18 protein-coding genes and 1 tRNA gene are annotated in these 21887 nt (G+C 72.1%); 3 read left to right on the forward strand and 16 right to left on the reverse strand.

Annotation, left to right across the window (positions count from 1 at the left end; all coding sequences use genetic code 11):
- Positions 1-23 precede the first annotated feature (23 nt).
- Positions 24-1058 (reverse strand): selenide, water dikinase SelD, encoded by a 1035-nt coding sequence (selD, locus tag ADL25_RS19570; RefSeq protein ID WP_107116653.1) that lies wholly within the window; start codon positions 1056-1058, stop codon positions 24-26.
- 121 nt (positions 1059-1179) lie between these two features.
- Here selD and ADL25_RS19575 point away from each other — a divergent pair.
- Positions 1180-1272, forward strand: a tRNA-Sec gene (locus ADL25_RS19575).
- Positions 1273-1286: 14 nt separating this feature from the next.
- Here the strand turns inward: ADL25_RS19575 and selB are convergent.
- The 5 genes from selB to fdh form a co-directional block, all read right to left on the reverse strand.
- Positions 1287-3068: a selenocysteine-specific translation elongation factor gene (selB, locus tag ADL25_RS19580; RefSeq protein WP_059129057.1), complete on the reverse strand. Its 1782-nt coding sequence runs from the start codon at positions 3066-3068 to the stop codon at positions 1287-1289.
- A gap of 2 nt (positions 3069-3070) precedes the next feature.
- The gene (gene selA, locus ADL25_RS19585; protein WP_059129058.1) at positions 3071-4453 is read right to left on the reverse strand and encodes an L-seryl-tRNA(Sec) selenium transferase; all 1383 of its coding nucleotides are present in this window, start codon (positions 4451-4453) and stop codon (positions 3071-3073) included.
- Positions 4454-4673: 220 nt separating this feature from the next.
- The gene (nrfD, locus tag ADL25_RS19590; protein ID WP_199839181.1) at positions 4674-5684 is read right to left on the reverse strand and encodes an NrfD/PsrC family molybdoenzyme membrane anchor subunit; all 1011 of its coding nucleotides are present in this window, start codon (positions 5682-5684) and stop codon (positions 4674-4676) included.
- Positions 5681-6700: a 4Fe-4S dicluster domain-containing protein gene (locus ADL25_RS19595; RefSeq protein WP_059129059.1), complete on the reverse strand. Its 1020-nt coding sequence runs from the start codon at positions 6698-6700 to the stop codon at positions 5681-5683. Before ADL25_RS19595 ends, nrfD begins: the two co-directional genes overlap by 4 nt.
- Positions 6697-9990 (reverse strand): formate dehydrogenase, encoded by a 3294-nt coding sequence (gene fdh, locus ADL25_RS19600; RefSeq protein WP_107116649.1) that lies wholly within the window; start codon positions 9988-9990, stop codon positions 6697-6699. Before fdh ends, ADL25_RS19595 begins: the two co-directional genes overlap by 4 nt.
- A 917-nt stretch (positions 9991-10907) precedes the next feature.
- Between fdh and ADL25_RS19610 the strand changes: the two genes are divergently transcribed.
- Positions 10908-11114, forward strand: a complete 207-nt coding sequence (locus tag ADL25_RS19610; protein WP_059129062.1) for a hypothetical protein — start codon at positions 10908-10910, stop codon at positions 11112-11114.
- 97 nt (positions 11115-11211) lie between these two features.
- Here ADL25_RS19610 and ADL25_RS19615 read toward each other — a convergent pair whose 3' ends face one another.
- The 5 genes from ADL25_RS19615 to rpsB all read right to left on the reverse strand — a co-directional run bounded on the left by ADL25_RS19615 (position 11212) and on the right by rpsB (position 15935).
- A complete protein-coding gene (locus ADL25_RS19615; protein ID WP_059129063.1) occupies positions 11212-12336 on the reverse strand; it encodes a phosphatidate cytidylyltransferase in 1125 nt (374 codons plus the stop codon).
- Positions 12336-12893, reverse strand: a complete 558-nt coding sequence (gene frr, locus ADL25_RS19620; protein ID WP_059129097.1) for a ribosome recycling factor — start codon at positions 12891-12893, stop codon at positions 12336-12338. The genes ADL25_RS19615 and frr overlap by 1 nt, the downstream gene beginning before the upstream one ends.
- A 162-nt stretch (positions 12894-13055) precedes the next feature.
- Positions 13056-13814 carry a UMP kinase gene (pyrH, locus tag ADL25_RS19625; RefSeq protein ID WP_059129064.1) on the reverse strand — a complete coding sequence of 253 codons (759 nt, stop codon included), beginning with the start codon at positions 13812-13814 and terminating at the stop codon, positions 13056-13058.
- Between the two features lie 192 nt (positions 13815-14006).
- On the reverse strand, positions 14007-14843 hold the full coding sequence (gene tsf, locus ADL25_RS19630) for a translation elongation factor Ts (RefSeq protein ID WP_059129065.1): 837 nt from the start codon (positions 14841-14843) through the stop codon (positions 14007-14009).
- A 168-nt stretch (positions 14844-15011) separates the two neighbouring features.
- Positions 15012-15935, reverse strand: coding sequence for a 30S ribosomal protein S2 (gene rpsB / locus ADL25_RS19635; protein WP_059129066.1), 924 nt, complete (start codon positions 15933-15935; stop codon positions 15012-15014).
- Between the two features lie 273 nt (positions 15936-16208).
- Here rpsB and ADL25_RS19640 point away from each other — a divergent pair, with 273 nt between their 5' ends.
- Positions 16209-16808: a M23 family metallopeptidase gene (locus tag ADL25_RS19640; RefSeq protein WP_059129067.1), complete on the forward strand. Its 600-nt coding sequence runs from the start codon at positions 16209-16211 to the stop codon at positions 16806-16808.
- A 52-nt stretch (positions 16809-16860) separates the two neighbouring features.
- Here the strand turns inward: ADL25_RS19640 and ADL25_RS19645 are convergent, their stop codons facing one another.
- From ADL25_RS19645 to ADL25_RS19665, 5 genes are all read right to left on the reverse strand, one after another.
- Positions 16861-17418 carry a TetR/AcrR family transcriptional regulator gene (locus ADL25_RS19645; RefSeq protein WP_059129068.1) on the reverse strand — a complete coding sequence of 186 codons (558 nt, stop codon included), beginning with the start codon at positions 17416-17418 and terminating at the stop codon, positions 16861-16863.
- Positions 17419-17609: 191 nt separating this feature from the next.
- On the reverse strand, positions 17610-18452 hold the full coding sequence (gene whiG, locus ADL25_RS19650; protein ID WP_059129069.1) for an RNA polymerase sigma factor WhiG: 843 nt from the start codon (positions 18450-18452) through the stop codon (positions 17610-17612).
- 272 nt (positions 18453-18724) lie between these two features.
- On the reverse strand, positions 18725-19903 hold the full coding sequence (gene dprA / locus ADL25_RS19655; protein ID WP_059129070.1) for a DNA-processing protein DprA: 1179 nt from the start codon (positions 19901-19903) through the stop codon (positions 18725-18727).
- Positions 19900-21525, reverse strand: coding sequence for a YifB family Mg chelatase-like AAA ATPase (locus tag ADL25_RS19660; protein WP_059129071.1), 1626 nt, complete (start codon positions 21523-21525; stop codon positions 19900-19902). The genes dprA and ADL25_RS19660 overlap by 4 nt, the downstream gene beginning before the upstream one ends.
- The gene (locus ADL25_RS19665) at positions 21525-21887 is read right to left on the reverse strand and encodes a YraN family protein (RefSeq protein ID WP_059129072.1); all 363 of its coding nucleotides are present in this window, start codon (positions 21885-21887) and stop codon (positions 21525-21527) included. The genes ADL25_RS19660 and ADL25_RS19665 overlap by 1 nt, the downstream gene beginning before the upstream one ends.

Genomic DNA, 21887 nt, shown 5'->3' on the forward strand with positions numbered 1-21887 from the left:
AGGCTCAAGGCGCGGCCCGAGGATCACCCCTGTCCGCCGACGACCAGCCGGTGCGGTCCTGCCGGTACGAGTTCGCCGATCACCGGGGCGCCCGGCACCTCACCGGCGACCAGAAGACCGCCGGAGGTCTGGGCGTCGGCGAGCAGGAGCCGGGTCAGTTCGTCGGTGCGGCCGAAGTCCGTGTGCGGGGCGACCCATTCGAGGTTGCGGCGGGTGCCGCCGCTGATGTGCCCGGCCCGGGCGGCGTCCCACGCGCCGTCGAGGAAGGGGACCGCGACGGGGTCGACGACTGCGGTCACCCCCGAGGCGCGCGCCAGTTTGTACAGATGTCCCAGCAGGCCGAATCCGGTGACGTCGGTGGCGCAGACCGCGCCCGCCGCGAGCGCGGCCCGCGACGCGTCGCGGTTGAGCGCCGCCATCGTCTCGACCGCCTGCGGGAAGACCTCGCCGGTCGTCTTGTGCCGGTTGTTGAGCACCCCCAGTCCCAGCGGCTTGGTCAGCGACAACGGCGTTCCCGGCCGCCCGGCGTCGTTGCGCAGCAGTCGCGAAGGGTCGGCGGTGCCGGTCACGGCCATGCCGTACTTGGGTTCCGGGTCGTCGACGCTGTGACCGCCCGCCACCGCGCACCCGGCCGCCGTGGCGACATCCAGCCCGCCCCGCAGCACCTCGCGCGCCAGATCGAACGGCAGCAGGTCGCGCGGCCAGCACAGCAGGTTGACCGCCACGAGCGGTGTGCCGCCCATCGCGTAGACGTCCGAGAGCGCGTTGGCGGCGGCGATACGGCCCCAGTCGTACGGATCGTCCACCACCGGGGTGAAGAAGTCCGCGGTGGTGACGACGGCGGGCGCACCCGGGCCGCCCGGCATCCGGACGACGGCCGCGTCGTCGCCGGTGTCGATGCCCACGAGCAGATCGCCCGCCCCGTCGCCGCCCCCTCCGGCGGGCATCAGTCCGGCCACGATCTCCTCCAGCTCACCCGGAGGGATCTTGCAGGCGCAGCCGCCGCCGTGCGCGTACTGCGTGAGGCGCACGGTCTCCTGCCGGACGCCGGTCTCCATACCCGTCATGGCCGTCCTGGTCCTTTCACCTCGGGGGTCGCGCCGTGTGGCGCGTTGACACGTCCCGGGGGCGCGGGTTCGATGGGCGTGGCCGGGGCGAGCCCGCGACGACGGCCTGCGGGGAGACGTAAAGGCGCCTGGTGGCCCTCCCGGTCTTCAAAACCGAGGTGTCCGAGCAACTCGGGCAGGCGGGTTCGATTCCCGTCCGTCTCCGCCGTCCCGTCCGCGTCAGCCATCGCCCGGGCCCACCGCGCGGCAGCGGCGCAGGGTGCCGTCCACACGGACGGTGCGACCGCGCTCGTCCAGGTACTCCAGCAGCGGGATCACGACCCGGCGCGTGGTGTCCAGCGCCCGGCGCGCCTGACTCGCGGTGAACGGCTGGGCCAGCCGCGCCAGCACGGCTGCGGCCCGTGTGTCCGCCCCCGGCAGCAGCACGATGCCCTCGCCGATCCGCAGCAGTTCGCCCGCCGCCTCGGCGGCCGCCAGCAGCTTGGGCGTCAGTCCCAGTTCCCGCAGCCGTTCGGCCTCCGGTGCGCGGAACGGCGCACGGGCGAGATCGGCGCGTACCGCCTCGACGGCGGCCTCGGCCCGGGCAGGCAGCGCGGGACGCGCACGGCTGCCGTAGAGGCGGCCGTCGCTGTGGCCCAACCCGGGCAACCGCTCCAGCAGTGCCTCGACGAGCACGCGTTCCGGCAGGCCGAGCGCCTGCCGTGCCGCCTCCAGGGGCATGCCGGGCTCGAGCGGGTTGCGGGCGGCGTGGTCCTCGACGACGCGGCCGAGCCGCTCGCGCAGTTCCTCCCAGTACGCGGGGTCCGCGAGCCATTCCCCGGCGACGGGATCGGTGGTCGGCGGCACCCCCATGGCGAGGAGCTCGGAGCGGCGGACCAGACCGCGGCGGCGAAGCTCCCCCGCCTCGTCGGCGGCACCCCGCGCGGCCCGCAGCTCCCGGTCACGCGCGGCCGCCGCGCCCCGCCTGGTCAGGCGCGGTGGACGAACGTCGAGCACGGTGATCCCCGCCGCAACGCGATGCCGTCCGGGGTCGCGCAGCAGCGCGGCGTCGCCGACCCGCAGCGGCAGCGGTACGGCCGTCCGCAGCCGCGCGGTGTCCTTCCCGAGCGGACGGACCGTCACCGGCACCGCGGCCGTGCCCACGTGCAGCGTCAGTTCACGCGGCAGCTCGCGGGCCGGGTCGCCGCGCAGCCGTACGTCGACGGTGTCGGTCGTCAGCCAGCGGTCCGAAGTGAGCAGTGCGTCCCCGCGGCGCAGACCACCGGCGCCGGGTCCGGTCACATTGACCGCCACCCGGGCGACCGCGCCGGCCTCCTCCCGCGGCTCCTTCAGGGACTCCAGGCCGCGCACCCGCAACACCGCGCCGTCGCGGGCGAGCCGGAGCCGGTCGCCGACGCGCACGGTGCCCGCGCCGAGGGTGCCGGTGACGACGGTGCCACGGCCCCGCACCGTGAACGCGCGGTCCACCCAGAGGCGGACGTCCGCGTCGCGGTCGGGCTCGGGCAGCTCGCCGGCCAGCCGGCCCAGGGCCGTACGGAGTGCGTCCAGGCCCGCGCCGGTCACCGCGCTGACGGCCACGGCGGGCACCTTGCCGAGAGAGGACTCGGCGATCCGGGCCAGTGCCTGGTCGCGGGCGGCGCCCGGATCGGCGAGGTCGCTGCGGGACACGACGAGCACACCGTGCCGCACCCCGAGGGCGTCCAGGACGGCCAGGTGCTCCTCGGACTGCGGCTGCCAGCCCTGGTCGGCGGCGACGACGAAGAGGACGGCGGGGACCGGGCCCACACCCGCCAGCATGTTGCCCACCAGGCGCTCGTGCCCCGGTACGTCCACGAAGGCGAGGTCGCCCGCGCCGGGCAGCCGCGTCCACACGAAGCCGAGGTCGAGCGTCATGCCCCGGCGCCGCTCCTCCTCCCAGCGGTCGGGTTCCATGCCGGTCAGTGCGCGCAGCAGCGCCGACTTGCCGTGATCGACGTGGCCGGCGGTGGCGAGGACATGCACGGTCAGGCCCCCCTTCCCGGAACATCCGGCGCCTGCCGCGCGACCGCCGCCCGGCGCACCGCCACGGCGAGGGCCGCGTCGGCATCCTCCGGCACCGCTCGCAGGTCCAGCAGGCAGCGGCCCTCCTCGACGCGGGCCAGTACGGCGGGGTCCGCGCCCCGCAGCGGGGCCGCGTACCGGGCGGGCAGCGAGACGGCCGCGCTCGGCAGCGTCACCCCGGGTGCGCCGCCCCCGCCGACCACCGCGTCGGTGCCGACGGCGCGGCCGTCGATCCCGTCCTCGCGCAACTCGGCCGCGAGGCGTTCGGCGCGCTGCCGCAGCCGGGCGGGATCGGCGTGCAGGGCGGTCCGGGTCGGAGTGTCGGGGCCGCGTACGCTCGCCTCCAGTGCCGCGAGCGTCAGCTTGTCCACGCGCAGCGCGCGGGCCAGCGGGTGCCGGGCCAGCCTGCGTACCAACTCGGTGTCGCCCAGCACGAGTCCGCACTGCGGTCCGCCGAGGAGCTTGTCGCCGCTGGCGGTGACCAGGGACGCCCCGGCGCGCAGCCGGCTCGCCGCGTCGGGCTCCCCGGGCAGTACCGGATCCGGGGCGAGCAGTCCCGAGCCGATGTCCACCACCACGGGCACACCGAGTGCAGCCAGTTCGGCCACCGACGCCTCCCGGGTGAAGCCGGTGACACGGAAGTTGGAGGGGTGCACCTTCAGGACGAAGCCGGTGTATGGGCCGACGGCCGCGGCGTAGTCGGCCGGCGTGGTGCGGTTGGTCGTGCCGACCTCCCGCAGCCGGGCGCCGGTGGAGACCAGCAGATCGGGCAGGCGGAAGCCGTCGCCGATCTCCACCATCTCGCCCCGGCTGACGATGATCTCGCGCCCTTGGGCGAGGGCGGTGGCGGCCAGTACCAGGGCGGCCGCGCCGTTGTTGACCATGTGGGCGGCCCCGGCGGCCGGCACGGCGCGCAGCAGTGCGTCCAGAGCGGACCGGCCCCGTCGGGAACGGGCTCCGGTGGCGAGATCGAGTTCCACGTCGGTGGTCCCCGAGGCGGCCAGCACCGCCTCCCTGGCCGCGGCGGAGAGGGCGGCCCGGCCCAGATTGGTGTGCAGCAGGACCCCGGTGGCGTTGATCACCGGACGCAACGCGCACGCGGTGGCGGGCAGGGCGGCGACCGCGTGGTCGGCGACCTCACCGACGGGCACTTCACCCGCCCTCGCCCGCGCCTGCACCCCTGTGACCACGTCCTTGACCAGCCCTCTCCCCAGTCGCTCCGCCGCCGCGACGAGCCGGGGATCGGCCAGCAGCACATCGGTGCGCGGCAGCCGCCGCCGTTCGTCCACGTCCGGGACCGTGTGCGCGGCGGGGGCCCGTCCGGCGGAGGCGTGGTCGCGGTCCATCTCGTGCACCCTCGCTCTGGCCCTGCTGAAACCCCGTCAGGTTACGGCCGAGGCGACCGACGGGGCGTGCGCCACACCGGAGTGACGGCCGTCCGGCGCGGGGGCGCCGACGCGCGGTCCGTCCGGGACGCGGCGGGCGACGGTCCGCACCTGTGTCGGCAGGGCGGCCGGTCGAGCGCGCGGCGCGTGGGCACCCGCACCGGCGCGCCCCCCACCCGTGTCACTCTTCGTCCCGGCCCTCCCCGCGGGCCTGGAGGCGACGGCGTTGCGGTTCCACCACGTACGACGGGTCCTTCGTGGAGGTCACGCCCGCCTCGAAGGTGCCGAAGCGCTGCAGGACGCTGCCCGCCATCAGGGCCAGTCCGCCCAGCGCGGCGGCGACGCGGCTTCGGCGGGCGAGGGTCAGCGCGGTGACCGCGCCGCCCAGGGTGAGGTATTCGGAGGCCTTGCGCAGTCGGTGCGGGTGGCCGGTGGTGTACGCCTGCGTCACCAGGCCCGGCCGCCGGTCGATGAGCCGCGACGCGACGATCTCGGCCGCCGCGCCGACCGCACCGAGCCGTCGTGCCGGGCCGGCCTCGGCCACCGGTGCCGTCAGCATGCCGAGACCGGCCGCACTGGCGGCGGCGGAGCCGGTGAAGACGAACGGCAGCTCGCGACGGGCGTCGTGCCACGCGGGCACCGCCGTCTGCGACAGCAGGACCGCCGTGTACGAGGCGACCCCGGGGGCGAAGACGGCCGCGGACAGGCCCGCGGGGCGCGCGGCCAGCCGCAGCAGCCGCCCGGGCAGCGTGCCGCGCACGGCGGCGGGCAGCACCTCGGCGGTGGCCGCCAATGCGCTGCCGGGCCCGTAGGCCACGAGGATCCACGTGCCGACGGACATCGGCGAACTCGGCTTGGCGACCCGCAGCATGTGGTGGAAGCGCTCGGGCCGGCCGAGGTCCGCGACCAGCAGGTACATGCTCGCGAGCAGGGCGGCGAACCCGCCGACCCGTGCGGTCCTGCGCAGTTCGGGACGATCCGTCAGGTCCGCCCCGGCCGCGAGCAGCGCGGCCCCGGCCGACAGCCCGCCGGTGAAGAGGTACGCGGGGATCTTCCACTCCCACACCGGAGGTTTGAGGACCGGACGCCCGTAGTAGGAGCGGAACGTCGCCCTCGGCACCATGGACCGCTCACGGCTGCCGTCGTCGTCCCGGCCGTCGCGGCCCTGCCGTACGGCCCCGTCGCGGCTCACCGTCGTCCCCCGCGCACGAAGACCGCCGCCGAGACGGCCAGCAGCGCCGACGCCGCCACACCCGCGTGCTTCCACATCGACATCAGGTCGCGGGTCGGCACGACGGGGTCCGGCGGGAGCCCGTACACCTCCGGGTCGTCGAGCAGCAGGAAGAACGCGCCATCGCCGCCCACGCCGTCCTCGGGGTCACGGCCGTAGAGCTGGGCCTCGGTCACCCCGGCCTCGTGCAGGGCCGCCAGGCGCCGGTCCGCATTCCGGCGCAGCTCGTCCAGCGGGCCGAACTGGATGGAGTCGGTCGGGCAGGCCTTGGCGCAGGCCGGTTCCAGCCCGTCGCGCAGCCGGTCGTAGCACATGGTGCACTTCCAGGCGCGGCCGTCGTCGGGGCGCCGGTCGATGACGCCGTACGGGCAGCCCGACACGCAGTAGCCGCAGCCGTTGCAGATGTCGGGCTGCACCACGACCGTTCCGAACTCGGTGCGGAACAGGGCGCCGGTGGGACACACGTCCAGGCATCCGGCGTGCGTGCAGTGCTTGCACACGTCGGAGGACATCAGCCAGCGGAACTGGGTACGGGTCTCCGTGCCCGTGCCCGCACCGGGGAGATCGAAGGAGGGGAAGCCGAGGTCGACCGGGGCCGTGCCGAGGTCGCCGCCGCCTCGCCTGGCGACCTCCAGAGCGTCCGCCACCACCTCCTCGGCCTCCTCGGTGCTGGACGGCCCGACGGGCAGGCCGGCGAGGCCCGCGTCCTGCCGGCCGAGCGGCCGCTCCTGCTCGATGAAGGCGACGTGCCGCCAGGAACTCGCGCCCAGCATGCCGGTGTTGTCGAAGGACATGCCCAGCAGGTCGATGCCGTCCTCGGGGATGCCGTTCCACTCCTTGCAGGCCACCTCGCACGCCTTGCAGCCGATGCACACGGAGGTGTCGGTGAAGAAGCCCATCCGGGGCGGATGCTCACGGTGGCCGGCATCGCCGGCGGGATCCGCGAGCGGCCCGTAGAAGCTGTTCTCGGCTGTCATGACTGCTCCTCGGGCCGGTCCGATTCGATGTGCGCCCGCTCGACGTGGCCGCCGGCCGTCGCTATGCGGGTGCCGGTCTCGGTCGTGATGCCCGCCCGGCGGCGGTAGTCCGCGACGTACTCGAGCAGGGCCGGTCCCCTCGGGCGCCGCCCCGGACGCACGTCGCAGGTCAGCACCTTGCTCTCCTGGATGAACACGTTCGGGTCGGCCACCACGCCGATCAGGTCGTTGACCACGTCGCCCTTGGTGAGCCCGGTCTGGCCCCAGTGGTAGGGCATCCACACCTGGTGCACCACCCGGCCGTCGACGCGCAGGGGCGCCATCCGGTCGGTCACCACGACGCGCGCGTCGACAGCGGTCCTGCTGGTGATCACATGGGCCCAGTCCAGATGGTGCAGCCCGCGCTCGACCGCCAGCTCGGGCGAGACCTCCACGAACAACTCCGGCTGGAGCTCGGCGAGGTAGGGCAGCTGCCGGCTCATCGCACCCGCCGTGTGGTGCTCGGTCAGCCGCGCCGCGGTGAACACGAACGGGAACACCTCGAAGTGCGCCTCGGGCGGGGCGGGGTTGGAGGGGTTGTCGGGGCGCCCGTAGACCTTGCGCACGGGGTTGCCCTGCTGTCCGTAGAGCAGGTTGCGCATCGGCGACTCGTGCGGCTCGTAGTGCGTGGGCATCGGGCCGTCGGCGAGTCCGGCCGGGGCGAACAGCCAGCCCTTCCCGTCGCGCATCATGATGAACGCGTCGTCCCCGTCCAGCGCCTGAATGCCCGACGCCCCCTCCGGGGCCTTGTAGTCCGGCGGCTTGTTCTTCTCGAAGTCGGGAGTGTCGTGGCCGGTCCACTCACCGGCCTCCGCGTCCCACCAGACCAGCTTCTTCCGCGCGCTCCAGGGCCGCCCCTGCGGGTCGGCGGAGGCGCGGTTGTACAGCACCCGCCGGTTGAGGGGCCATGTCCAGCCCCACTCCGCGTCGTACGGGCCCGTCTCGAAACGGGAGGTGCGCCGGCGGGACTGGTTGGTCTCCCCCGCGTACACGCCGCTGTAGATCCAGCAGCCGCAGGCGGTGGTGCCGTCGGCCTTGAGGTCGAGATAACCGTCGACCGTCCGGCCGGTGTTCAGGTCGATGCCGTTGATGTGGCGCAGCACGTCCGACGGGGACGGCTCTTCGCCCTCCGTCTCGTAGTCCCAGGCCAGGTCCAGCACGGGGCGGTCGCGCTCGTCGGTCGAGCCGGCCAGCTTCTCCTTCAGCCGCACCCCGAGCTGGTGAAAGAACCACAGCTCCGACCGCTGGTCACCGGACGGTTCGACTGCCTGGTCGCGCCATTGGAGCATGCGTTGCGTCTGTGTGAAGGTGCCGGCCTTCTCCACGTGCGAGGCCGCGGGGAAGAAGAAGACCTCGGTACGGCACTTCTCGGTGACGATCTCCCCGGTCTCGATCTCCGGTGCGTCCTTCCAGAACGTGGCGCTCTCGATCATGGCGAGGTCGCGCACGACCAGCCAGTCGAGGTTCGCCATGCCCAGGCGTTGCAGCCGGCCGTGCGCCGAGCCGACCGCGGGATTCTGTCCCAGGAGGAAGTAGCCGAAGACCTTTCCGCCGTCGACCATGTCCATCACGGTGCGGTAGGTGCCGTGGTCGCCGTTGATCCGGGGCAGGTAGTCGAAGCAGTAGTCGTTCTCGGCCGTCGCGGCGTCGCCCCAGTACTCCTTGAGCAGCGAGACCATATAGGCGTCGGCGGCGCCCCAGAACCCCTTCTGGCCCCGGCCGCGGACCCCGTCCAGATAGGTGGACAGGTCCTCGTGGGTGGTGTCCGGCATCGGCAGGTAACCCGGCAGCAGATTGAACAGCGTGGGCACGTCCGTGGAGCCCTGGATGCTGGCGTGGCCGCGCAGCGCGAAGATCCCGCCGCCCGGGCGCCCGATGTTGCCCAGCAGCAGCTGGACGATCGATCCGGCCCGGATGAACTGGGCGCCCACCGAGTGCTGGGTCCAGCCCACGCTGTACACCAGCGCGGTGGTGCGCTCCCTGCCGGAGTTCTCCGTCCAGGCCCGGCACACATCGAGGAACAGCTCCTGCGGCACACCGCAGATCCGCTCCACCATCTCGGGGGTGTAGCGGGAGAAGTGCCGCTTGAGCACCTGGAACACACAGCGCGGGTGCTCCAGCGCGGGGTCGGACTCGATGCCGCCCGCGGCCCCCTCTATGAACGGGCCGCCCGCGCCGTGCTGGTAGGGGGCGGACACCTCCTTGAGGTGGTGGCCCGGCTGCTCCTCCATGGGGGTGCTCGCATAGGACCAGCTCGACGCGTCGTAGGACGCGGTCTGCGGGTCGTAGCCGCTGAACAGCCCGTCCAGGTCCTCGGTGTCCTGGTACCGCTCGCTCAGCAGGAAGGGCGCGTTCGTGTACGCCCGCACGTACTCCCGGAAGTCCAGGTCGTGCGTGAGGATGTAATTGATCACGCCGCCGAGGAAGGCGATGTCGGTGCCCGCCCGCAGCGTGACGTGCTGGTCCGCGTGAGCGCTCGTCCGGGTGAACCGCGGGTCGATGTGGATGACCTTGGCGCCTCGCGCCTTGGCCTCGATGACCCACTGGAACCCGACGGGGTGGGCCTCCGCCATGTTGGAACCCATGATGATGATGCACTCGGAGTTGATCAGGTCCTGCTGGTAGTCGGTGGCACCACCACGTCCGAACGAGGCTCCCAGACCGGGAACCGTGGCGGAGTGTCAAATACGGGCCTGGTTCTCGATCTGCAGGGCGCCCAGGGCGGTGAACAACTTCTTGATGAGGTAGTTCTCCTCGTTGTCCAGCGTCGCCCCGCCGAGACTGGCCAGACCCATGGTGCGGCGCAGCGGCCTGCCGTCCGCGTCGGTGTCCTGCCAGCCCTTGCGCCGTGCGTCGAGCACCCGGTCGACCACCATGTCCATGGCCGTGTCCAGGTCCAGTTCCTGCCAGGCGGTGCCGTACGGCGGGCGGTAGAGCACGCGCTGCTCCCGCTGCGGACCGGTGACCAGCTGCTTGCTTGCCGAGCCCTTCGGGCACAGCCGGCCGCGGGAGATGGGGCTGTCCGGGTTGCCCTCGATCTGGACGACCTTCCCGTCCTTGACGAAGACGCGCTGCGCACAGCCCACGGCGCAGTACGGGCACACCGATCCGGCCACCCGGTCGGCGCTCTCCGTACGGGAGGTGAGCCCGGCCGAGCGGGCCGACTGTGCGGCCTTGCCCCGGCCAAGCGGGTCCGTCCCGGTGAGCTGCCGGTAGACGGGCCAGGCCTCGATCCAGCGCTTCACGCCCATCCGCCTGCTCCTTCGTGCGGTGGCCCCCGCCTGCTGTCGACGCTACCGGCCGACCGGCCGCCCGCAAGTCCGGCACACCCGGGATCGGGGCGGGCAGGCACCTCGACCATCGAGCAGCCGGGGGCGGTCGGCATGCCTGACACCGACACCGGTCGGTGTCCCCAGCGACGGGGCCGGTGGGCGCTCCTGGCCCGCCCCCGGTCGGCAATCCGACCGCCGACATCCCGGCCGTCGGCGCCCGTCGGCCCTCCCGACCCCGCACCGGTCGACATCCGGACCTCCGGCACCAGCCGCTCCTCCGGACCGCCGGCATACTCCTCGGCCGCCTTGGCCGTCGGACCCCGCCGTCATTCCGGCCTCTGTATGCGGGCGTTCCGCATACAGAGGCGAGCGTGACGGTCGGAGCAGGGCATCGCCGGCTCGAGTCGGTGGCGCAGGCAGTCCGCCCCGCAGGGCCGCCCCCGGCGTCGGAGCACGTCGAAGCGGCCGCCCTCCGGCAGACGGGCCGGGAAACGGATCCCGCTCAGGGGGCCCGTGGTACCGATGAGACGGAGAGACCTAGAATCGAATACATGAGCGAATACCCGCCGCCCCGCCCCGGCCCCACAGCACTTCGCACCGTGTGCATCGATCCGGCAGGCGACGGCGCCACCGGCCCGGCCGGACCGCTGCGAACGGCCGATCGAGCGGGCCCGGTGGCCGACTGCCGGACCGTGACCGAACGCGGCCGGTCGGTTCGGCGTCCCGACTGCTCCGGTGCTCGACGCACCCCGGCGGTCGGCGCCGGAGAGCACGCACCACGGGCGGAGACAGCGTTCGGATCCACGCTCGGATCCATCAAAGGGGTCACGGTCGCGCGGCTGCCGTGACACCGTGCCCGGATACATGTCAGGGAAGGGACGGATGATCCTGTGGGCATGTCCCCAAAGCGACCTGTGGTGGTGCATCCGCCGTCGCCGGGCGGCAGACGCCGGGTGACGGTGGAGGCGGTGAACCTCGGTCTGGCCCAGGAGCCCCGGGACGTGGAGGAGTTCCTGAGGCGGGCCGGACTCGAGGACGTCGACGCACGGACGTCGGACCTGATCGAGTGGCGCGGGGGTGGACCGGACGTATGGCCGGAATGACCGAATCGGCAGCCGGTGAACGCGAGAGGCCCGCCGTCCACCGGACGGCGGGCCTCTCGACCGTGAAGCGCGGGTCGGTGGCGTGCGGAACGATCCGTCAGCCGTTGCCGACGAAGAGGACGAGGAGCAGCCACACCACGGGCGCCGTCGGCAGGAGCGAGTCGAGGCGGTCCATGATGCCGCCGTGTCCCGGCAGCAGAGTGCCCATGTCCTTGATGCCGAGGTCGCGCTTGATCATGGACTCGCCCAGGTCGCCGAGTGTGGCGCTGGCCGCGACCGCGAGACCGAGCAGCAGTCCCTGCCACCAGGAGCCGCCGTCGATCAGGAACTGCATGCACAGCGCGCCCGCCACTATCGCGAAGGTGACCGCACCGATGAGTCCCTCGCGGGTCTTGCCGGGGCTGATGCGCGGCGCGAGCTTGTGCTTGCCGAAGCGCCAGCCGATCGCGTAGGCGCCCGTGTCGCTGACGACCGTCAGCACGAGGAAGGTCAGAACGCGCCGCGGGCCGTCGTCCGCCGTCAGCATCAAGGACACGAACGTGGCCAGGAAGGGCACGTAGAAGGCGGCGAAGAGGCCCGCCGTGACGTCCTTGAGATAGCCGTCCGGCGGCTCCGTCATGCGCCAGACGAGGATCGCGAGCGCCGTCAGCGCCATCGCCACCCAGGCGCCCTCGGCGCCACGCACATAGCCGGCGACGACCATCGCCGCACCGCCGACCGCCAGTGGTACGAGAGGCGCCTTGATGCCCTTGCGCTCCTCGAGCCGCTTCGTCAGCTCCCACAGGCCCACCACCACGGCGACCGCCACGACGCCGACGAAAACGGCCTTGACGATGAACAGTGACGCCACGATCACGATGCCGAGCCCGACGCCGACCCCTATGGCCGCACCCAGGTCACGGCCCGCGCTCTTCTTCTGCGGCGCGGGCGCCGGCTGTGGGGCGTCGGGCATGGGCTCCGGATTCTCAGGTACCGCCCAGTGGGACGGCGCCTGCAGCGTCTCGTCTCGGAACAAGGGGCCGCTCACCCGAACGGCCCCCCGGTCGTCATCCTGGTCTCCGCCGGGTGCGGGTACCTCGGGCACGATGGGCATGGGGCGAGTCTGCTGGGCGTCATGCGCATCGTACGCGGAACCCGCCGGGCCGGGGCCGTGAGCCGGCCCCTGGTCGGCGGGTCCCCAGTACCCGGTCTGTGGCGGCGCCCCCCAGGAAGAGTCGTTCATCAGACCTCGAGAAGCTCCGCTTCCTTGTGCTTGAGCAGCTCGTCCACCTGCGCGACGTACTTCGCGGTGGTGTCGTCGAGCTCCTTCTCCGCACGGCGGCCCTCGTCCTCGCCGACCTCGCCGTCCTTGACGAGCTTGTCGATGGCGTCCTTGGCCTTGCGACGCACGGAGCGGATCGCGACCTTGGCGTCCTCGCCCTTGCCCTTGGCGACCTTGATGTACTCGCGGCGGCGCTCCTCGGTGAGCTCGGGGAACACCACACGGATGATATTGCCGTCATTGCTCGGGTTGACGCCCAGGTCGGAGTCGCGGATCGCCTGCTCGATGTTGCGCAGCGCGCTCTTGTCGAAGGGCGTCACGACGGCCATGCGCGGCTCCGGCACGGAGAACGAGGCCAGCTGGTTGATCGGCGTCGGTGCGCCGTAGTAGTCGGCCACGATCTTGTTGAACATCGCCGGGTGCGCACGACCGGTGCGGATCGCGGCGAAGTCCTCCTTGGCGACCACGACGGCCTTCTCCATCTTCTCCTCGGCCTCGAGGAGGGTCTCTTCGATCACCACTTGCTCCTGCGTGTCTTGAGTAGGCCCGGCATCCGTGGGCGGCGGCCGGCTGCGTCGCGTCTTCTTCCTGCACGGTTCCGGACCGGTAGACCATTGTCCATCCCCCGGTCAGGGTCCGTCGTCCGGACGGGGTTCACCCCGAACAGGTCTGCCCGCCGGTCAGTTCCGGCCGTCTTGGTCACCCACGAGTGTGCCGATCTTCTCACCCTTGACGGCCCGTGCGATATTGCCCTCCGCCAGGAGCTCGAAGACCAGGATGGGCAGCTTGTTGTCCCGGCACAGCGTGATCGCGGTCATGTCGGCGACCTTGAGGTCCCGGGTGATGACCTCGCCGTAGCTGAGCGAGTCGAACTTGACGGCCTCGGGGTTGGTCTTCGGGTCGGAGTCGTAGACGCCGTCCACCCCGTTCTTGCCCATGAGCAACGCCTCGGCGTCGATCTCCAGGGCACGCTGGGCGGCGGTCGTGTCGGTCGAGAAGTACGGCATGCCCATACCGGCGCCGAAGATGACCACGCGGCCCTTCTCCAGGTGGCGCACGGCACGCAGCGGAATGTACGGCTCGGCGACCTGGCCCATGGTGATGGCGGTCTGCACCCGCGAGTCGATGCCCTCCTTCTCCAGGAAGTCCTGGAGGGCGAGGCAGTTCATGACCGTGCCGAGCATGCCCATGTAGTCGGAACGGGCACGGTCCATGCCGCGCTGCTGAAGCTCGGCCCCGCGGAAGAAGTTGCCGCCGCCGATGACGACGGCGATCTGCGAACCGTCGCGCACCACGGCCGCGATCTCACGGGCGATGGCGTGCACCACATCGGGGTCGACGCCGAGTCCGGTCCCGCCGGAGAACGCCTCTCCGGACAGCTTCAGCAGAAAGCGGCCGCGTACTTTGCCGTCGTCGCTCTTCTCGGCCTTGGTGGTCATGGAGATCTCCTCGTGGTGCACATACGAAGAAGGCCATTGCCGGTGGGGTGTGGTTCGCAACCCATGCGCGGCAATGGCCTCCTCGTCAGATCTGCTGTCGTCCGTCACGCGTGCGTGCGGGACGGCATACGCGAACTGCACGGACGACTGCTTACGACCCTATCGGGGTCGCCCGTCGATCGCGGTGCGGACTCAGATGCCGACCTTGATGCGCGTGAAGCGCTTCAGGGTGACACCCGCCTCGTCCAGAACCTTCTGGACGGACTTCTTGTTGTCCAGCGCGTACGGCTGGCCGAGCAGGGTGGCGTCCTTGAAGAAGCCGTTCAGACGACCCTCGACGATCTTGGCGATCGCGGCCTCGGGCTTGCCCTCGGCGCGGGTGGTCTCCTCGGCGATACGGCGCTCGGACTCGACGACCTCGGCCGGAATGTCCTCCTTGGAGAGGTACTTCGGCGCGAAGGCGGCGATGTGCTGGGCGACGCCCTTGGCGACATCGGCGTTCGGCTTGTCCAGCTCGACGAGGACACCGATCTGCGGGGGCAGGTCGGGCATGGTGCGGTGCATGTACGCCGTCACGAAGCCGTCGGCGAACTGCGCGAAGCGGTCCAGGACGATCTTCTCGCCGAGGTTGGCGTTGGCCTCGTCGACGAACGCCTGGACGGTCTTGCCGGCCTCGATCTCGGAGGCGAGCAGCGCCTCGAGGTCGGCCGGGGAGCTCTTGGCGACGTGCTCGGCGATCGCCGTGGCGACGGCCTGGAACTTGTCACCCTTGGCGACGAAGTCGGTCTCGCACTTCAGCTCGACGAGGACACCGGAGGAGTTGTCGTCGGCGATGACGGAGACCACGGCGCCGTTCTCGGCGGAGCGGCCCTCGCGCTTGGCGACGCCCTTCTGGCCCTTGATGCGGAGCGCCTCGACGGCCTTCTCGACGTTGCCCTCGGCCTCGTCCAGCGCCTTCTTGCAGTCCATCATGCCGGCGCCGGTGAGCTCACGGAGCTTCTTGACGTCGGCGGCGGTGTAGTTCGCCATGATCTGTGAATCTCTTCTCGGAGTTCGAAGTCTCGAAGTCGGCGGCCGCCGCGGCTTGGGCGGGCGTCCGCCAAGGATCTACGGGCTACGAAGATCTACGGGCTGCGGGTGAACGGCGGGTGGCGCGGTCGGCGCCACCCGCCCTCACTTCAGCCGAACGGCCTGAGGTCAGGCCTGCTCGCCCTCGGCGGCCGGGGTCTCGGCGGCAGCCTCGGGAGCCGCAGCCTCGGCGGCCGGCTCGGCCGCAGCCTCGGGAGCCGCAGCCTCGGCGGCCGGCGTCTCGGCCGCAGCCTCGGCGGCGGGGGCCTCCTCGGCCTTCTTCTCGCCCTCGAGAAGGTCGCGCTCCCACTCGGCGAGCGGCTCGCCCGCGGCCTTCTCGCCCTTGCCCTCGGTGGCGACACCCGAACGGGCGATGAGGCCCTCGGCGACGGCGTCGGCGATCACACGGGTGAGCAGGGTGACGGAGCGGATGGCGTCGTCGTTGCCCGGGATCTTGTAGTCGACCTCGTCGGGGTCGCAGTTGGTGTCGAGGATGGCGACGACCGGGATGTTGAGCTTGCGGGCCTCGCCGACCGCGATGTGCTCCTTCTTGGTGTCCACGATCCAGACGGCGCTCGGCACCTTCTGCATCTCGCGGATACCGCCGAGGGTCTTCTCCAGCTTGGCCTTCTCGCGGGAGAGGACCAGGAGCTCCTTCTTGGTCAGACCGGAGGCCGCGACGTCCTCGAAGTCGATCTGCTCGAGCTCCTTGAGGCGCTGCAGACGCTTGTAGACGGTCGAGAAGTTGGTGAGCATGCCGCCCAGCCAGCGCTGGTTGACGTAGGGCATGCCGACGCGGGTGGCCTGCTCGGCGATGGCCTCCTGCGCCTGCTTCTTCGTACCGACGAACATGACCGTACCGCCGTGGGCGACGGTCTCCTTGACGAACTCGTAGGCGCGGTCGATGTACGACAGCGACTGGAGCAGGTCGATGATGTAGATGCCGTTGCGCTCGGTGAAGATGAAGCGCTTCATCTTCGGGTTCCAGCGACGGGTCTGGTGACCGAAGTGGACGCCGCTCTCCAGCAGCTCCCGCATCGTGACGACGGCCATGGCCGTTCTCCTTGAGTTTTCTCGGTTGTGCCGCGGGTGCCGGATGACACCCGCGCCTGACGCCCGCGATGCGCCGTGCCACTGGGGACCGAGGGGCGCTGACACCGGTTGCGTAAGGACCCGGTGTCGGGGCGTGCGAAGTCGACCCGGTGGCCCGGGTCGCCACAAGAAGTGTACGGGACACGCGGAGCGGCAGATGACGCCGCTGTCCACAACCCGGCAGTTGTCCACAGATCCGGCCAAGATCACCCGTGATCCGGGACCGTTTCCCCCATGCGAGCTGAACGATGCGCCCGGACCTGGTCCGCGGTGCTGCTGGTGATGACATTGAGCGTACTGACCCCGGTGGCCTGGGCGGGTACTTCGGCCTGGCGGCGTCCGGCCACGGCGCCACCGCCGGCCGCCGACGATCACGTACCCGCCGTCGCCCGGGGATGGCCGGTGGGGCGGCGTCCCGAGATCCTCCGGGGCTGGGACCCTCCGGCGGGTCCGTACGGTCCGGGTCACCGGGGCGTGGACCTGGCGGCGGCGCCCGGCGATCCCGTGCGGGCGGTGGCGGCGGGCCGGGTCGTGTTCGCGGGGCGGGTGGCGGGACGAGGCGTCGTCTCGGTCGACCTGGCGGACACGGGCGACCCTCCGCTGCGTACCACGTACGAGCCCGTCCACGCGTCGGTCGGCGAGGGCGACGAGGTGGTGTCCGGCGGGGAGCTGGGCGTGCTGGAGACGCCGACCGCCCACTGCCCGCGCGCCTGCCTGCACTGGGGGTTGCGGAGAGGGGAGGCGTATCTGGATCCGCTGGCCCTGCTGCCGCCGTGGCTGCTGAGGGCCGGGCCCTCCCGTTTGTTGCCACTGCACAACGTGTCGTTGCCGTGAAGACGGCCCTGCCCTGCGACCGGGTCCGCGGATGCCGCACCCGGAGCTGTGCTCAGCCCCTGACGCCCCGCAGGACCATCGCGACCGCCGCTTCGGTGATGGCCTCCGGATCCTCCGCGGCACCCAGCTCGATACGCCGGACGGCCGCGTCGACCACACCCTGGAGCAGCATCGCCGCCAGGCGCGGCTCGCGGTGCCCCGTTCCGGCCAGAGCATCGACGATCATCGCGACGAGCCCGCCGTGTGCCGCCCGGATCTTCTCGCGCGCCCCTGCGTCGAGCTCACTCGCGGAGATGGCCACCACGGCCCGGTGCCGCCGGTCCCCCACCAGCGCCAGTTGCCGCCGTACGTACGCCTCGATCTTGGCCTCGGGCCCGTCCGCCACCGCCATGGCCACCTCGACCTCCGCCGCCCATACGGGGAAGTCGACCGCGCACAGCTCCTCCACGACGGCCGCGCGGGAGCGGAAGTACTCGTACACGGAAGACCGCGCCAGACCCGTCCGCTCGGCGAGAGCCGGAAAGGTCAGCGCCTCCGTACCGCCCTCCGACAGAAGGGACCGTGCCGCGTCCAGCAGGGCGGCTCGCTGCATCGACCGGTGCTCGGCCACGGAGGCCGCTCGAATCCTTGGCACGTCAACCACTGTACGGACCGTCGGCCTCGGACGGGAGACGCTCCCACCACATGCCGCGGACACATGCTCCGTCCGTCGCAGTGACCTGCGCGGATGGTGTCCACACCAGGCGCGCGCACCGCGCTGCCCATCGTCTCCACAGGGACGCGCACACCGCGCCGCCCGGCTCAGCGCCCGAAGCCGGCCAGCTTCGCCCTCAGCTGCAGCACGGACTTCGTGTGGATCTGGCTCACCCGGCTCTCGGTCACTCCGAGCACATTGCCGATCTCGGCGAGGGTGAGCCCTTCGTAGTAGTACAGGGTGACGACGGTCTTCTCCCGTTCGGGCAGCGTATTGATCGCCCAGGCCAGGAAACGCCGCAGCTCACGGTCCTCGGCGACCTCCACCGGGTTGTCGGCGGCGGTGTCCTCGAGGGTGTCCATCAGGCTCAGCCGATCGCCCCCCTCACCCCCCACGTGGAGGAGCTCCTCCAGTGCCACCACGTTCGCCAGCGACAACTGACTGAAGACGGCATGGAGATCCTCGACGCCGATCCCCATCTCCTCGGCCACCTCAGCCTCGGACGGCGTTCGACGCAGCCGGGCCTCCAAGGTCGCGTACGCCCGCTCCACGCTGCGCGCCTTCTGCCGGACCGACCGCGGGATCCAGTCCAGCGCCCGCAGTTCGTCGATCATCGCGCCCCGGATCCGCGTGATCGCGTACGTCTCGAACTTGATCTCCCGGTCGATGTCGAACTTCTCGATCGCGTCGATCAGTCCGAAGACCCCCGACGACACGAAGTCCGCCTGCTCCACATTGGCCGGGAGCCCCACGCTCACCCGCCCGGCCACGTACTTCACGAGCGGCGAATAGTGCAGGATCAGCTGCTCCCGTAACCGCTCGTCCCCCGTCTCCTTGTACGACCGCCACAATTCGTCGAGTGTCGAGGGAGCGGGCGGGCGCACGCTGCCGCCGTCACGGGCGGCTGGGGGAATCGCCGCCCGGTCGGACCCGGAGGTGTGCTGGGGCATTCGTCGCCTTGTGCCGTTCTGCTGTGAACCGCTGCTGCCTGGGCGAGCTGTCGGTCTGATGTCGAGTTGCCTGTCTGAGTCGGAATCCTCGTGAGCGTAGCGTGACTGCGGTGTCGCAGTGTGCGAAGGGGAAGGGATCACCCGTGCGCGAACAGGCTCGGCGGACCCCGCCCCGGACACCCGGCCGTCGCCCTGCGTGATCGCCGGAAAGGGTCAACTACGGTAATAACCAAGGCTGTCGGGGGATCGCCCGGACGGCCGAACACAGTCGGTCAACACTGGTGGCGATCTTGCCGGGCCGCGGTCACGGCCTGGCGTGTCAACTTCCAGCCGTCGTCGTGTCGTTCGACAAAACCAAGTGATCGGAGTTCGTACAGCCTCGCGACGGCGTCCTCCTCGGTCGTCTGTGCGCCGCCGGCGATATCGGGCACTGTCGCCGCAGTGCCGCCCGGCAGCGCGGCCAGAACCCGCAGGGCGGCCGGTTCGAGCAGGTCACGGGGCAGTACGGGGCCGCGCCGGTCCGGGGCGAGTTCGCCGATGCCGCCCACCAGCTCCACGATGTCCGCGGCGTCCGAGACGAGCACCGCCTCTCCCCGCAGCAGTTCATGGACGCCGGCCGAGAGCCCGCTGGTGACCGGACCGGGCACCCCCATGGTGAATCTGCCGAGCCGCTGCGCCGCCCGGGCGGTGACCAGTGCGCCGCTGCGGTACGCCGCCTCGACGACCACGGTGCCCCGGGTGAGCGCCGCGATCACCCGGTTCCGGAGCAGAAACCTGCTGGGCGTCGGATGATCGCCGGGCGGCAGCTCGCCCACGACCAGCCCCTGCTGCGCGATCCTGGTGATCAGCTCGGTGTGCCCACGCGGATAGGGCCGGTCCACTCCGCAGGCCAGCACGGCCACGGTGGCCCCACCCGCCGCCAGGCTCCCCCGGTGGGCGGCCCCGTCCACGCCGTACGCCCCACCGGAGACGACCACCCAGCCGCGCTCCGCGAGTCCCGCGCCGAGGGTGGCCGCCGCATGCGCCCCGTACTCGGTACAGGCGCGGGCACCCACGAGCGCGACGGACTTGAGGGCCCACATCCGCAGATTGGGTGAACCGCGTACCCAGAGACCGACGGGCCGCGCGTCCCCCAGATCGTCGAGCTGGGCGGGCCACTCGGACGCTCCCGGGCACACGAACCGCACTCCAGCCTGCCGGGCCGAGTCCCAGTCGCGCAGCGGCTCGGCGCGGCAGGCCCGCGCCCGCATCCCGGCCCACCGCTTCCCCGTCGCTCCCGGGAGCGGCCTCCCGCCCTCGAGCAGCCGCCGGACCAGTTCCTCCGCACCCCACTCCCGCAGCCAGCGGCCCGCCACCTCGTCGCCGGGTTCGACGACCCGGGTCAGAAGGGCCCGGGCCAGTCGCTCACCGTCCGGGAGGTGGCTCCCGTCCGCGGCGCCTTCCCCGTTCATGCCGGAGCCCCGATGGCCATCGGCACACCCCGGGGCACTCCGGTGCGCAGTTGCAGGGCGAGCGCCACGTCCGTCGCGTCCGGGCGGTCGTGTCCCGCGAGGTCCGCGACGGTCCAGGCCACCCGCAGCACACGGTCGAGCCCCCGGGCCGTGAGCACTCCGCGCTCCAGACTCCGCTCCGCCTCGTGCATGGCGCCGCTCGCCGCATGCCAGCGGCTGCGCAGCTCCCGTCCCGGCACTTCGCTGTTCGTCCCCCAGGGGGTGCCCGCCAGCCGCAGCGCCGCCCTGTGTCTGGCCTCCCGGACCCGGTGGGCGACCGTCGTGGTGGACTCGCCCCGCGCGTCGCGTTCGGTGAGCTCGGCACGGGTGACCGGGTCGACCTCGACGCGCAGGTCCACCCGGTCCAGCAATGGGCCGGAGAGCCGGGCCTGATAGCGGCGGACGGCCGAGGGCGGGCACTCGCACAGGGTGTCGCGCTGGGAGAAGCGGCCACACGGGCAGGGATTGGCTGCGAGCACCATGAGGAATCTCGCCGGGAAGCGCACGACCCCCGCGCTGCGGGCGATCACGACGTGCCCGGACTCCAGGGGCTGACGCAGCGCATCCAGGGCCTGGCCGGTGAATTCGGGCGCTTCGTCCAGAAAGAGCACCCCGCGGTGGGAGAGCGACACCGCTCCGGGGCGGGCCGTGCCGGGGCCTCCGCCCACCAGTGCCTGCATGGTGGCCGAGTGGTGCGGGGCGCAGTAGGGGGCCGTGTCGATCAGGGGTTTGCCGGCGGGAAGCAGGCCGGCCACCGAGTGCACGGCGGTGACCTCCAGGGACTCCTGCCGGCTGAGTCCCGGCAGCAGGGCGGGCAACCGCTCGGCGAGCATCGTCTTCCCGGCGCCCGGTGGTCCTTGCAGGAACAGGTGGTGCCCGCCGGCCGCGGCCACCTCCAGCGCCGTGCGGGCCGAGGTCTGGCCTACGACGTCGGAGAGATCGAGGCCCTGGTCCTGCTGCGCGGCGCCGAGGCTGTGCATCCCCGTGGCGGACCCGCTGCCCGGCATCCGCAGCCCCGCGAGGAGCGGATCGGGGCGGCCGCGTTCGTCCGGCTCCTCCTCGGGCACGGGCTCGTCGGCGAGTACGGCGATCAGCTGGCGCAGACTGCGGACGCCCAGCACGGACACGCCGGGAACGAGCGAGGCCTCGGCGGCGGCACACTCCGGCACGACCACCTGTTCGTACCCTGCGTCCACCGCGGCCAGGACCGCCGGGAGAATGCCCCGCACGGGCCGGACCCGCCCGTCCAGGCCCAGTTCGCCGATCATCACGATGTCGGCGAGCACCCGGGGATCGATCCGTTCGGCCGCTCCGAGCACCGCGCAGGCCACGGCGAGGTCGAACCCGCTGCCCGCCTTCGGCACGGACGCGGGGCTGAGACCGACGGTGAGCTTCTTCTGCGGCCAGTCGGCACCCGAGTTCACCACGGCCGCCCGCACGCGGTCCCGGCTCTCGGTCAGGCTCTTGTCCGGCAGGCCCACCAGGGTGAACGCCGCCACGCCCGGTTCGAGGTCGGCCTGGACCTCGACCACGACGCCCTCGACACCGACCAGTGCCACGGAGCAGGTGCGCGCGAACCCCATCACGCCACCCCCCGGGCGTGTTCCACCACGGGGGCGCCGCGCCCTGGCAGGACGACGCCGACCAGGTCGATGCGCACCCCTCCCGGGGGCGCCCCTCCATGTGCCTGGACCCAGCGCTCGGCGAGACCGCGCAGCCGATGGGCCTTGGCGGGCGTGACGGCGGCCATCGGGTGCTCGAAGCGGCCGCCCCGGCGTGTCTTGACCTCGCACACGACCAGGGCGTCGCCGTCCCTGGCCACGATGTCGATCTCGCCGCTTCGGCCGCAGCGCCAGTTGCGCTCCAGGACCGTCATCCCCGCGGCCGTCAGCCGCCGGGCCGCCACATCCTCGCCGAACCTGCCGAGTGCCTCTCGTGCGTTCAT

The organism is Streptomyces sp. NRRL F-5122 (assembly GCF_001507435.1).
Taxonomy (GTDB): Bacteria; Actinomycetota; Actinomycetes; order Streptomycetales; family Streptomycetaceae; genus Streptomyces; species Streptomyces lannensis.

Coding starts and splice junctions, on each gene's coding strand:
- ADL25_RS19660 (WP_059129071.1), bottom strand. CDS start 21,525: ATGGGGTTCGCGCGCACCTGCTCCGTGGCACTGGTCGGTGTCGAGGGC.
- rpsB (WP_059129066.1), bottom strand. CDS start 15,935: ATGGCCGTCGTCACGATGCGGGAGCTGCTGGAGAGCGGCGTCCACTTC.
- ADL25_RS19665 (WP_059129072.1), bottom strand. CDS start 21,887: ATGAACGCACGAGAGGCACTCGGCAGGTTCGGCGAGGATGTGGCGGCC.
- ADL25_RS19610 (WP_059129062.1), top strand. CDS start 10,908: ATGTCCCCAAAGCGACCTGTGGTGGTGCATCCGCCGTCGCCGGGCGGC.
- ADL25_RS19640 (WP_059129067.1), top strand. CDS start 16,209: ATGCGAGCTGAACGATGCGCCCGGACCTGGTCCGCGGTGCTGCTGGTG.
- ADL25_RS19615 (WP_059129063.1), bottom strand. CDS start 12,336: ATGAACGACTCTTCCTGGGGGGCGCCGCCACAGACCGGGTACTGGGGA.
- tsf (WP_059129065.1), bottom strand. CDS start 14,843: ATGGCGAACTACACCGCCGCCGACGTCAAGAAGCTCCGTGAGCTCACC.
- dprA (WP_059129070.1), bottom strand. CDS start 19,903: ATGAACGGGGAAGGCGCCGCGGACGGGAGCCACCTCCCGGACGGTGAG.
- whiG (WP_059129069.1), bottom strand. CDS start 18,452: ATGCCCCAGCACACCTCCGGGTCCGACCGGGCGGCGATTCCCCCAGCC.
- ADL25_RS19595 (WP_059129059.1), bottom strand. CDS start 6,700: ATGACAGCCGAGAACAGCTTCTACGGGCCGCTCGCGGATCCCGCCGGC.
- pyrH (WP_059129064.1), bottom strand. CDS start 13,814: ATGACCACCAAGGCCGAGAAGAGCGACGACGGCAAAGTACGCGGCCGC.
- selA (WP_059129058.1), bottom strand. CDS start 4,453: ATGGACCGCGACCACGCCTCCGCCGGACGGGCCCCCGCCGCGCACACG.
- selD (WP_107116653.1), bottom strand. CDS start 1,058: ATGGAGACCGGCGTCCGGCAGGAGACCGTGCGCCTCACGCAGTACGCG.